The organism is Pseudomonas sp. NFX98, from assembly GCF_047784845.1.
GTDB lineage: Bacteria > Pseudomonadota > Gammaproteobacteria > Pseudomonadales > Pseudomonadaceae > Aquipseudomonas.
Window position 1 is genome coordinate 264287 of record NZ_JBLNNF010000005.1, and the last position, 11953, is coordinate 276239.

The window sequence follows — 11953 nt, forward strand, 5'->3', positions numbered from 1 at the left end:
AGCTCCTACAGGGGATCGCATTCCAAATGTAGGAGCTGCCGAAGGCTGCGATCTTTTAAAGCGCGAAAGCGCTTATAGTTCGCGCATCTCCTTTTTCTGCGCAGCCAACCATGAAACAAACCCCCGACGATCTCCAGCAGATCACCGCTACCACCCTGGGTCATTACAACTCAGTGGCCGAAGGTTTTCGCGAAGGCACTCGCGATCACGATGTCAGCCAGAACATCGATGCGCTGCTGCGGCATATTCAGGGCGAGGCGCCGTTCGACATTCTCGATTTTGGCTGCGGTCCCGGTCGCGATTTACAGACCTTCACGCGCAAGGGCCACAAGGCAGTCGGTCTGGACGGTTCGGAAAAATTTGCGCAGATGGCCCGAGAGGACAGTGGTTGCGAGGTCTGGCAGCAGGACTTCCTGAAGCTCGATCTGCCGGCCGAGCGATTCGACGGGATCTTTGCCAACGCAGTGTTGTTCCACATCCCGCGCCAGGAGTTGCCTCGGGTGTTGACGCAATTGCGCGAGGCACTGAAACCCTGTGGCGTGCTGTTCAGTTCCAATCCCCGCGGCGAGAACCAGGAAGGCTGGAACGGGCCGCGCTATGGGGCGTATCACGATCTTCTGGCGTGGCAGCAATTGCTGACTGAAGCGGGGTTTGTGGAGCTGGAGCATTACTATCGGCCAGCGGGGCTGCCACGGGAGCAGCAGCTTTGGTTGGCGAGTGTCTGGCGGCGCGTTGACTAAAGAACAAATCAAAAGATCGCAGCCTGCGGCAGCTCCTACATAGAACCGGTTTTCACACCGCTTTTGTAGGAGCTGCCACAGGCTGCGATCTTTTGCTATCGGGTTAGCCAGCTTCCTGCTTCGGCTCGCGAATCTTGTACCAGGCCACATACAACGCCGGCAAAAACAGCAACGTCAGCAGCGTGGCGACAATGATCCCGCCAATCATCGCGTAGGCCATCGGCCCCCAGAACACTTCCCGGGCAATCGGGATCATCCCCAGACTCGCCGCCGCAGCGGTCAACAGGATCGGCCGGCGTCGGTGTTCGGTGGCTTGCACCACCGCATCCCAAGGCGCATAGCCCTTGTGCTCGTACTCTTCGATCTGGGTTACCAGGATCACCGAGTTTCGGATGATGATGCCAATCAACGCCAGAATCCCGAGGATCGCCACAAAGCCCATCGGCGTGCCGGTCGGCACCAGCGCGATCACCACGCCAATCAAGCCCAGCGGCGCAACGCTGGCCACCAGGAACAGCTTCTGCACGCTGTGCAACTGGATCATCAGGAAAGTCGCCATCAAGAACAGCATCAACGGCACAACCTTGGCGATCGGCCCCTGGGCCTTGCCGCTTTCCTCCACCGTACCGCCGGTGGCGACCTTGTAACCCACCGGCAATTTGGCGGCAAAGGCATCAATGGATGGCTTGAGGATCTTCACCAGGTCGGTCGGCTGAATGTCGTCGCGTATCGCCGCCTTGATGGTAATCGTCGGTTGGCGATCGCGACGCCACACCAGCGGCTGTTCCAGTTCGTAGCGCACCGTGGCGAACGCCAGCAGCGGAATCGACGTGCCGCTCGGTGTGACGATCTGCAGGTTCTGCAGGGTTTCCGGCGTACCACGTTCGGAGTCCACCGCGCGGCCGACCACGTTGATCAGGTAAATGTCGTCGTCCACCTGGGTCACCGCCGTGCCGCTAACGATGCCGTTCATCAGGTTGGCCACGTCCTCGGAGGACAGTCCCAACTGCCGCGCCTTGTCCTGGGCGATATCGATGCGCAGGACTTTGCCCGGCTCGTTCCAGTCGTAGATGATCTCGCCGATGTGCTGGTTCTTGTCCAGTTCGGTAGCAAGCTCGATGGCATGCCGGCGCACCTGATCGATGTCTTTGCCGCTGACCCGGTACTGGATCGGTCGCCCAACCGGCGGCCCCATTTCCAGGGCCTGGACATAGCCGCCAATGCCGACGAACTCGTTGCGCAAGCGCTCACGAATCTTCTGCATCATGGCTTCACGGGTCTTGCCTTTGCTGACGATCACCAACTGCGCGTAGAACGGGTTTTGCAGTTGCTGGTCCAGCGGCAGGTAGAAACGGATCGCACCCTGGCCGATGTAGGTACTCCAGCGCACGATGTCCGGATCGCCCTTGAGCGAAGCTTCGAGCAGATCGACCGCCCGACGGGTTTCGTCGATCGAGGCGTTTTGCGGCAGGTTCAGGTCGACCAGGATTTCCGGCCGGTCCGAGGACGGGAAAAACTGGTTTTGCACAAAGCGCATACCGACCACCGACAACACGAACAACAGCACGGTGATGCCGATGGCCCACCAGCGATTGCGCATGCACCACAGCAACCCGCCGTTGAAGGCCTTGCCGATGCGCCCGGGCTCGCCTTCATGGGGTTTCACGTTGGTGCTGAGGATGTGCACACCAATCACCGGCGCAAACAGTACCGCGACCACCCACGACACGAGCATCGCACAGGCAATCACCGCAAACAGCGTGTAGGTGTACTCGCCCGCCGAGCTCGCGTTCAGACCGATCGGCACAAACCCCGCCACCGTCACCAGCGTACCGGTGAGCATCGGAAACGCTGTGGAGGTATAGGCGAACGTCGCTGCCTGCTCCTTGGTCTCGCCCATTTCCAGGCGTGTGACCATCATTTCCACGGTGATCATCGCATCGTCCACCAGCAGGCCGAGGGCAATGATCAGCGCACCGAGGGAGATCCGCTGCATCGTGATGCCGCTGTATTCCATGAATACAAATACCATCGCCAGCACCAGCGGAATCGAACACGCCACCACCAGTCCGGCGCGAACGCCAAGGCTGACGAAGCTGACCAACAGCACGATCACCACGGCCTCGAACAATGCACTGGTAAAACCGCCGACGGCTTCTTCCACCACAACGGCCTGGTCGGAGACGTTGTGCACGCCGACACCCACCGGCAAGTCGGCGGTCAGCTGGTTGATGCGCTCGTGCAGCGCCTTGCCGAACGCCTGGACGTTGCCGCCCTTCTGCATGGCGATCGCCAGGCCGATGGCCGGTTGACCGTTGAAACGGAACTCGGGCGTTGCCGGATCAACATAGCCGCGGCTGATTTCGGCGATGTCGGCCAGACGATAGAAACGGTCGTTGAGCTTGAGGTTGACCTCGGCCAGGTCTTTCTCGGACGTGAACTGACCCGAGGTGCGCACCGAAATCCGCTCCGGTCCGGCCTCGATGACCCCCGCAGGGGTCACGGCGTTCTGGGTTTGCAGGCTCTGCACCACCTGGAGCTGATCGATGCCCAGCGCTGCGAGCTTGCGTGTGGAGATGTTCAGGTACAGCACTTCGTCCTGCTGGCCGACCATCTCGATCTTGCCCAACCCCGGCACACCGCGTATTTCCATGCGGGCCTGTTCCACATAGTCGCGCAACTGACGCATCGTCAGGCCATCGGCGGTGAACGCATAGATCGAACCGAAGACGTCACCGAACTCGTCGTTGAAACCCGGCCCCTGCATGCCCTGGGGGAACTGGCCACGGATGTCGTTGATCTTCTTGCGCACCTGATACCAGATTTCCGGGATATCCCCGGCCTTGGTGGTATCGCGCAAGTACACGTACACCGTCGACTCGCCGGGCCGCGTGTAGCTTTTCACGTAATCGAGAGAATCGAGCTCTTCGAGTTTTTTCTCGATGCGGTCGGTGATCTGCTTGAGGGTTTCCTCTTGGGTAGCCCCCGGCCATTTGCTCTGGATCACCATGGTCTTGATGGTGAACGAAGGGTCTTCTTCGCGCCCAAGGTTGATGTACGAGAACACACCCATCAGCAACGCGACGAACATCAGATACCAGATGAACGACTGATGCTTGAGGGCCCATTCCGAGAGGTTGAAAGGCCCTTTCATTGACTGTCCTCGTCGAATTTCACTGGTTGTCCTGGTTTGAGACTGTTTACGCCGGCAGTGACTACCCGCTCACCGTTTTTCACGCCGTCGTCCAGCACTACGGTGTTGTTGGTGCGGCTCATCACCGTGACATTCCGCGGGGAGACGGTTTTTTTCTGTGCATCAATGACCCAGATGCGTGGCTTGCCATCGACCTCCTGCAACGCGGTGGCGGGTAATTCGATCCGCGGTTTGACGGCCGAACTCAGGGTGACGCTGATGGCCGTGCCCAAGCGAAAACCTTCCGGCGTTTCGGCCAGGGTCAGGCGGGCACGACGAGTGCGAGTGGCGCTCTGTGCCTGGGGTTCGATTTCGCGGATGATCGCGGTGGTGTTGGTGCTTGGGTCCAATTGCCCGGCGACCAGAAACACGGTGTCGCTGGGCAGTTGGTCAACCAGAGTATCCGGCAGGTCGATCACCGCTTCCTTGATGTCCGGCTGTGCCAGCGTCACCACTTGCTGCCCGGCCGTCACCACTTGTCCGGCCTCGGCGCTCCACGCCGTGACCACCGCTTTATGGTCGGCGCGCAATTCGGTGTAGGCCAGTTGGTCCTTGCTCTGGTCGACCGCGGCCCGGGCCTGATCAAGGGAAGCCTGGGTGGTTTTAAGGTCGGTGTTGGCCGAATCGAGCTGGGCCTGCGAGCCTACCCCGCGATCGAACAAAGCTTGCTGCCTGCGGGCGGTGGCCTGCGCGTTGATGAGTTGTGCATAGATTTTTGCCAGGTCGCCCTCGGCCGAACGCAGTTGGTTCTGCTGGTCGGATGGATCGAGCGTGGCGAGCAGCGTGCCCTTCTCTACCTCGGTCCCGACGTTGACATTACGACTGGCGATTCGCCCGCCCACACGGAACCCGGTATTGCTCTCGTAACGCGCCTGGATACTGCCGGCGAAGCGCCCCAGATCCTCTTCGTTCAGCGCTTGAATCTTGATCGACAGCACCGGCCGTACCGGCTCCGGCGGTGGCTCGTTTTTGGAACAGGCGCTCAGCACCAGCCCAATGGACAACGCCCATAAAGGCTTCATGGCTTGGCTCCCCAACTCAGGTCCTTGTAAGTGTTTTCGGCAATCTCGACTTCCATGCCTGGGTGCAGCAGTTGCCCACCGGCGACGATGACTTTTTCGCCGCCCTTCAGTCCGTCTTTGATGATGACCTTACCCGTCAGATAGCGGCCGACCGTGACCGAATGCAACTGGGCCTGCCCTTTGTCGTCGACAATCCAGACGGCGGGTTCACTGATGTTTTTGGTCAGCGCCGACCACGGCAACTCGATGACCGACTTGCCCGACCCCCTGGCCGTGGCGCTCACCACCGAGCCCAGTTGCATTCCTTCGGGCAGGCTGTTGAGGCCGACCTTGACCTGTACGGTGCCTGACTCCGCCGACACTGACGGGGTGACTTCACGCACGGTGCCGGTGGTTTTGATGGCCGGGTTTTCGAGCAGACTGAGGACAATGGTTTGATCCTTCGGCTTCTCGGCCAACAGTGATTCATAGACGTTGAACACCGCATCCCGGTCGCCGTCGCGGGCCAGGCCGAAGATCGGCATCGTCGCCTGCACCACTTGGCCGACTTCCGCCTGGCGGTCGGTAATGATGCCCGGCGCATCGGCGATCAGTGCCGTATAGCTCAACTGATCCTTGGCATTGGCCAATTGCGCCTGGGCAGCGTTTAGCGCGCTCTGGCTACTGCGCAAGGCAGCCTGGGCCGAGTCGTACTCGCTCTGGCTGGTATAGCCCTTGGGCAAGAGTTTTTGCTGGCGCACGAATGCCGCGGCGTTCTGTTTGACCAGCGCCTGTTGAGCGACCACTTGCGCCTGGGCCGAATCGACATTGGTCTGCAAATCCTTGGGATCGAGACGAGCCAGTACCTGCTTGGCCGTCACCCGATCACCGACGTCGACCGAACGCTGGATGATCTTGCCGCCGACACGGAAAGACAGCTCGGTCTGCACCCGTGCCTGGATATCGCCGGTAAGCGTGACCGTAGCCGCGTAATCCGCTGGTTTGACGACTTGTACGAATACCCGCGGCAGGTATTCGGGAATCGGTTTTTTCTCTTCGCACGCGGTCAGCAACGCAATGACGCTCAAGGCCATTACCACTTTCAATCCGGGAACCGCCATGCAAACTCCTTGGCCTTTTCTGGTGTTTCAGAGACAACACGACTCTGAGCTTAGAACAGGGTTTGGCCTTCGCCACGTCGATTGATATTTCCTTGAAAAAGAACTGCTTCAGATCAAAAGATCACAGCGTCGAAAGCTCTCTGCGAGGTGGTGGTAGGGATCCGGATGAAGTGTCTATAAATCTGTGGATTGGCGAACGTTCTTGCGCGTGGCCGTCAAATACGCCCGCCTATTTATTTCTATCAGAGTGCCATCATATTTGCGTTTGAATGCGTGACCACTGCGATAAAAGGTGACGGCTTCGGGAGTCACTGACAGTGCTGGAGGAGCGAAATCTTTTGAAGCCCGCGATGCACGCGGCGATATCGGTTCGGTGGTTTTTACTCGGCCCTTACTCTCAACAAATTGTTTTAAAGCGGGAATGGTCTTGGGATCACGTGCAGCCCAAAAGGACCCCATCCGTGCTGTAAACGTCACGGCACCCAGCCCAAGCGCTATAAAACCAAAGTTCGCGGCAGCCTCGGTGTCCTTGTTGATGGCTGCAACAGCTGCGCCTACCCCTGTAACGGCTGCAGCCATTGTGGTGATTCCCGCAAGCGCCGCCCCCGTGGCCCCGACCGTTTGCTTGATCGATAGCTGACCTACCGCGCCCCACTGCAAGGCATCTTTCCCCAGTTTGTAGGGTATGGAAGGTGACATGACAATACGTGCGTTCGCCACGCTGAACAGGCTTGTAATGATCCTGGCAAACCTTCCCGACGAATCACTGAAGTTCACCGGATCACCCAGGCAATACGCATACGGATTCAGCCCGCCCCGACCAAACGGGCTCAAGCTGTCCGGGCTGTTGAAACGCATCAGTACCGGGTTGAACGATCGATGCCCATTGCCCAGCAAATAGTGCCCGGTGACGGAATCCATCACTTCGCCGTTAATGGCCGGAAGGCTGCCGAGGCCGCTTTTTACCCGGCGATGGCCGTAGGGCGTAAAGGCCTGCCAAACAGGTCGGCCTTGGTGAGTGAGCAGCAAGACCGAACGTTGCTGATCGGTCGCCAGCAAGCGACTCTGCGGGTAAGCACCTTCGCGTCTTTGCTCCGCCAGCAGTTGCGTGCCGCTCTGGAACAAACTCTCGCTGACCTGACCAGCCAGCTGGGTCGCCAGATGCTCGCGGCAGTAAAACCGCGGCGTTTTTTCCTGGTCGGCAGGCTCACGCCCGACAAGTTGGTCCAGGGCGTCATAGCGATACCGGCACAGTACTGTTTTTTGCGAGCTCATCAGGCCAACCTCGTACTCAAGCGTTCAGCTTGCACCCGCAAGTACGCGAAAACACCTAGCAGAACTGCTAGTACCGAGCGAAACCTGTCTCGCCAAGTTGCCGAGGATGCGGAAGACGACTATTTTCCTTTGCGCCGTAGGAAGGATCTTTTTTTTGAATTGCCCCTCCAAGGACGGACCGCTTTTGGCCAGACTCCCGGCCGACCACTCACAAGGAAGAGAAAAATGGCAGACGTGAAAGTGCCCCCGCCGATGAATCCGCAGGACATCGTCAAGTTACTGGTAGCGTTGCGCAGGGCGTTGAAGGCCAGGGTGGCCTGAAACCGTAAAGCGAAAAGATCGCAGCCTTCGACAGCTCCTACAGGTGTACTCATCGCCCTGTAGGAGCTGCCGAAGGCTGCGATCTTTTGCTTTTGCGGGGCAATAAAAAACGCCGACGCTGTATCAGCCGTCGGCGTTGGAAACCTTGAAAGGGTTTACCTCGCGAATCAGAACGCAGGCAGTACCGCGCCGCTGTACTTCTTCTCGATGAATGCTTTCACTTCCGGGCTGGTCAGGGCTTTGGCCAGTTTCTGGATGGCATCGCTGTTCTTGTTGTCCTCACGGGCCACCAGGAAGTTCACGTAAGGCGAATCAGCACCTTCGATCACCAGGGCGTCCTTGGTCGGGTTCAACTTGGCTTCCAGCGCGTAGTTGGTGTTGATCATGTCCAGATCAACTTCCTTCAGAACACGCGGCAACAGGGCCGATTCGAGTTCCTTGAACTTGAAGTTGTGCGGGTTCTTGGCGATGTCTTTCGGGGTCGCCAAAGCGTTTTTCGGGTCTTTCAGCTCGATCAGGCCAGCCTTCTGCAGCAGGATCAATGCACGGCCGCTGTTGCTGCCTTCGTTCGGGATAGCGATGGTCGCGCCGTCAGGCAGCTCGGCCAGGGTTTTGTATTTGCTGGAGTAGCCACCGAACGGTTCAACGTGCACGCCTTGCACGGTGACCAGGTATTTGGCTTTGTCATCCTTGTATTTGCCAGCGTTGAAGCTGTCCAGGTAAGGCTTGGTCTGGAAGTAGTTGGCATCCAGACGTTTTTCGCCAACCTGTACGTTCGGCTGTACGTAGTCGGTGAACACCTTGATTTCCAGATCCACGCCTTCTTTGGCGAGGGTTGGCTTGATCAGCTCGAGGATTTCAGCGTGTGGGACCGGGGTCGCGGCAACCACCAGTTTCTCGCCAGCCTGGGCCAGGCCCGTGGTGAGGGCAGCCGCCAGAGCGGTGAACAACAGAACCTTTTTCATGCAGTGTCCTTATCGAAAATCACAGTCGCTTGTGGCGACGGCTATTAGTACAAGTGCCAGTGAAGTGCTATCGCTGGCGTGAAGCGGACAATACCGGGATTTTTTATTCCCGGACAATAACGTTTATTCAGTTTCATATTCCATTTTGTTCATACAGCGCACTAGAGCGTCTGCGTCAGGCTTTCCAGCAAACGTTTGAGTGCCGAACGCTCATCGTCTGAGCCATTTTTGCTCGTATAAACAATGTCTTGCTCGATTTTTTCCAACGAAATCGGTACCTCCGACAGGTTCAGATGCTCGGGCAAAATCTCGTCGCCGGTGCTCACCAACAGCGCAAAGTGAATGACGTTTTCCAGCTCACGGGTGTTGCCCGGCCAGGTGTGTCGCTCCAGCACTTGTTGTGCGGCTTCGCTGATCAGCGGCACCGGCAGATCCAGGCGCTGGCTGTAGATGCCGAGAAAGTATTCGGCGAGCGACAGGATATCGCCCACCCGTTCACGCAGGGCCGGCAGTTCGAGCTGACCTTCGCTGAGATAGTGATAGAGCCGCTCATGGAATTTGCCGGCGGCGACGGCCTTGGCCAGGTCGATGCTGGTGGCAGCGACCAGACGCACATCCACCGGACTTGGCTGATGGGCGCCGACGCGGGTGACTTCGTGGTTTTCCAGGGCGGCGAGCAGCTTGATCTGAATCGGCAACGGCAAGTCACCGATCTCGTCCAGGTACAACGTGCCGCCGTTGGCCGAACCGAACCACCCGGCACGGCTGCTGGCCGAGCCGCTGTAACTGCCTGCGGCATAACCAAACAATTCGGCGTCGGCGTAAGTCGGGCTGATCGCTCCGCAATTGACCGAGACAAACAGCCCGCCGCGGTCACTGGCACGATGGATGTGCCGCGCCAGCAATTCCTTGCCGGTGCCGGTTTCACCACGGATCAGCACCGAAACCTCACGGGTTGCCAGTTGCTCCAACTCCTGGCGCAATTGCCGGGAGCGCGGATCGACGAACACCAGCGCCTTGGCGCGGATGCTCAGGGGACTTTTTTCGGCGTCGGGAAACGTCAGCAATGGCTGACCGAAAGTTTCAAAACTCATGGCAGACTCCCGCCCAAAACCGCCGGGAGACGGGGGCGATTCTAAAAAAATAAAAGGTTCAAGCGCGGCGCAGGGCGTTATGTTCCATGCGGTTTTGCAGGCGATAGAGATAGGCGAATCCCTGCTCCCAACGCTGGTGGCCGGACTTCACGTTGATGTGCCCCGCACCTGCCAGGATCCCCGCTTCCGCGCCCCACTGACGCGCCAGTTCCAGAGCTCGCGGCGCGCTGACCGCACTGTCGTTGTCGGAGCTGACTACCTGACTCGGAAACGGCAACAGATCCGTCGGAATCGGCGCGAAGTTGCGCAGGGCCGGCGCGCACGTCGGGCGCTCGACGTCTGCCGGCGCAACCAGCAAGGCGCCGCGCACCTGACGCAAAAACTGCACCGGCGCGGTCGCCGCCCAATAGGCGACCGTGATGCAACCGAGGCTGTGGGCAATCAGGATCACCGGCGTGCTGTCGGCGGCAATCGCCTCGGCCAGCGCCGCGACCCAGTCTTCACGACGCGGCGTCAGCCAGTCGGCCTGCTCCACCCGTGCGCTGTTCGGCAGGCTGTTCTGCCAGTGGCTTTGCCAATGATCTTCTGGCGATCCTTGCCAGCCCGGCACAATCAGGTAGCGAATTGATTCGTTGCGCATGGGGAGCTCTCCTGCTGCGTGTCTGTTCCTGGTCGAGTATAGGGAGGAGAGTTATATTCGTTAAGGAATAAGAAGCTATTTATTAAGACCCATATGGCATAACCCTGTAGGAGCTGCCGCAGGCTGCGATCTTTTGATCCTGGCTTTTAAAAAGATCAGAAGATCGCAGCCTGCGGCAGCTCCTACAGGTTTTGTGTTTGGCCAGGCATAAAAAAGGGACCGCACCCTGCCAAGGAGACGGCCCCGGAAACTCAAAATCTGTCAGTGCTGATCAACAACTCTGGGGAGCCGATAATTAGCTAAATCAGTTATCCAATAAAGGAATATTTAATTACTTTATTAGATCCTAATCGCATATGTCGATTTACCGTCTTCATCCCTTCTTGCGTCACAACCTAACGTCTCTTTGGGTCAAATTGATGACGATCGACTGAGCTTGAGTTTCCGGATGCATGGCTTAGACCTGTGCGGCACGTACCTGCTGCGGTTCGACCGCTTCCTTGCGCTCAAACCGGTTGGCCCGGCCAAACGTGCCGAAATCATTGAAGCGCACGCCCATCTCGCGCATCACCTTGTGCGCCACTGGCGCGGTCAACTGGCGAATATAAAACGGTTCCTTCACCACAAAATGATGGATGCCGTGGGTACTGCCGAAGTTGAAGCAGAAGGCTTGCAACGGCCACAGCCACCAGGCGTTCAGCACTTGGGTTTGCTGCATCACGTTGCCCAGTTCGACGTCACCGTAGTAATGCATGTTCGAGCTGATGAAGTGCAGGCAAAAAGTGCGCAACACGTTCGGGCCGATGATCACCACTGCCGCGATGTCGATCACCTGCATCACCGACAGGGTGGTCGCCGACCACTCGATTGGCGCGCCCAGCAAATAGGCGACGCCGTTTGCCGCATGGAAGCCGAGAAACACGTACCACGCGCCCCAATGCATCAACGCCAAAGGTGCGTACACCTTCAAAGTGCGTTTGATGATGCTGAACTTGTGCGCCCAGGTTTTCGCCCGAAGCATGCGAATGAACGCCGACATGATGTTGTCGCCAATCATCAGAAACCGTGCAAAACCCCAAGGCTCGCCATTGGTGATTGCCCGTTCTTCCATGTCGGTTTCCGTACCGGACACCTTGTGGTGGTTGAGGTGCAGGTGACGACGAATCCATGGGTTGATCGTACTCGGCCGCGCCAGCCACACCAGGCCCATCATCAGGTTGTGCGGCACCCGCTGCTTTCGAAAGTACATGCTGTGAATCAGGTCATGTTCCAGCTCGTGGGTCAGCGAGGCGAAAAACGCATTGAGCAAAAGACACACCCACCACGACATATGCCCGGTCATGTAGAGCGCCGCCGAACCGATCATGCCGGCCAACGCGAAGGCCAGAATGCCCGCGCCCATGGCGTCCTGATGCTTGAGAATCGGGTAACGCTCGCGCAACTCGACGCCTCTGGCCAGCACCGCTTCGCGAATATGTGCTGATCGCTGAGCTGCATTCAGTCGCTGGGGACTTGCAGAAGTACGGTCCATGCTTCCATCCTCTGGTTATTGATGTTCGCATCCTGCCTGCTGTACCCGTGCGCAGCGGTAGCCGTGAACGCC

At 58.5% G+C, this 11953-nt stretch carries 9 protein-coding genes; 1 reads left to right on the top strand and 8 read right to left on the bottom strand.

Translation table 11 applies throughout. The features are described 5' to 3' along the window. The first annotated feature begins 110 nt into the window (after positions 1 to 110). Positions 111 to 740, top strand: a complete 630-nt coding sequence (locus ACM110_RS08850) for a class I SAM-dependent methyltransferase (RefSeq protein WP_416127460.1) — start codon at positions 111 to 113, stop codon at positions 738 to 740. A gap of 103 nt (positions 741 to 843) precedes the next feature. Here ACM110_RS08850 and ACM110_RS08855 read toward each other — a convergent pair whose 3' ends face one another. The 8 genes from ACM110_RS08855 to ACM110_RS08890 all read right to left on the bottom strand — a co-directional run bounded on the left by ACM110_RS08855 (position 844) and on the right by ACM110_RS08890 (position 11881). Continuing rightward, entirely contained in the window at positions 844 to 3894 is a 3051-nt protein-coding gene (locus ACM110_RS08855) for an efflux RND transporter permease subunit (RefSeq protein WP_416127461.1), read from the bottom strand. Then, positions 3891 to 4955, bottom strand: coding sequence for an efflux RND transporter periplasmic adaptor subunit (locus ACM110_RS08860; protein ID WP_416127462.1), 1065 nt, complete (start codon positions 4953 to 4955; stop codon positions 3891 to 3893). The genes ACM110_RS08855 and ACM110_RS08860 overlap by 4 nt, the downstream gene beginning before the upstream one ends. Continuing rightward, the gene (locus ACM110_RS08865) at positions 4952 to 6055 is read right to left on the bottom strand and encodes an efflux RND transporter periplasmic adaptor subunit (protein ID WP_416127463.1); all 1104 of its coding nucleotides are present in this window, start codon (positions 6053 to 6055) and stop codon (positions 4952 to 4954) included. Before ACM110_RS08865 ends, ACM110_RS08860 begins: the two co-directional genes overlap by 4 nt. 174 nt (positions 6056 to 6229) lie before the next feature. Next, complete coding sequence (locus tag ACM110_RS08870; RefSeq protein WP_416127464.1) at positions 6230 to 7330, bottom strand: RHS repeat-associated core domain-containing protein; 1101 nt, start codon at positions 7328 to 7330, stop codon at positions 6230 to 6232. Positions 7331 to 7818: 488 nt separating this feature from the next. Further along, positions 7819 to 8616: a MetQ/NlpA family ABC transporter substrate-binding protein gene (locus ACM110_RS08875; protein WP_416127465.1), complete on the bottom strand. Its 798-nt coding sequence runs from the start codon at positions 8614 to 8616 to the stop codon at positions 7819 to 7821. 161 nt (positions 8617 to 8777) lie between these two features. Further along, positions 8778 to 9710 (bottom strand): sigma 54-interacting transcriptional regulator, encoded by a 933-nt coding sequence (locus ACM110_RS08880; protein ID WP_416127466.1) that lies wholly within the window; start codon positions 9708 to 9710, stop codon positions 8778 to 8780. Positions 9711 to 9768: 58 nt separating this feature from the next. Further along, on the bottom strand, positions 9769 to 10350 hold the full coding sequence (locus ACM110_RS08885; protein ID WP_416127467.1) for an alpha/beta hydrolase: 582 nt from the start codon (positions 10348 to 10350) through the stop codon (positions 9769 to 9771). Positions 10351 to 10807: 457 nt separating this feature from the next. Continuing rightward, a complete protein-coding gene (locus tag ACM110_RS08890; RefSeq protein ID WP_416127468.1) occupies positions 10808 to 11881 on the bottom strand; it encodes a fatty acid desaturase in 1074 nt (357 codons plus the stop codon). Between the last annotated feature and the right edge of the window lie 72 nt (positions 11882 to 11953).

Coding starts and splice junctions, on each gene's coding strand:
- ACM110_RS08850 (WP_416127460.1), top strand. CDS start 111: ATGAAACAAACCCCCGACGATCTCCAGCAGATCACCGCTACCACCCTG.
- ACM110_RS08855 (WP_416127461.1), bottom strand. CDS start 3,894: ATGAAAGGGCCTTTCAACCTCTCGGAATGGGCCCTCAAGCATCAGTCG.
- ACM110_RS08860 (WP_416127462.1), bottom strand. CDS start 4,955: ATGAAGCCTTTATGGGCGTTGTCCATTGGGCTGGTGCTGAGCGCCTGT.
- ACM110_RS08865 (WP_416127463.1), bottom strand. CDS start 6,055: ATGGCGGTTCCCGGATTGAAAGTGGTAATGGCCTTGAGCGTCATTGCG.
- ACM110_RS08870 (WP_416127464.1), bottom strand. CDS start 7,330: ATGAGCTCGCAAAAAACAGTACTGTGCCGGTATCGCTATGACGCCCTG.
- ACM110_RS08875 (WP_416127465.1), bottom strand. CDS start 8,616: ATGAAAAAGGTTCTGTTGTTCACCGCTCTGGCGGCTGCCCTCACCACG.
- ACM110_RS08880 (WP_416127466.1), bottom strand. CDS start 9,710: ATGAGTTTTGAAACTTTCGGTCAGCCATTGCTGACGTTTCCCGACGCC.
- ACM110_RS08885 (WP_416127467.1), bottom strand. CDS start 10,350: ATGCGCAACGAATCAATTCGCTACCTGATTGTGCCGGGCTGGCAAGGA.
- ACM110_RS08890 (WP_416127468.1), bottom strand. CDS start 11,881: ATGGACCGTACTTCTGCAAGTCCCCAGCGACTGAATGCAGCTCAGCGA.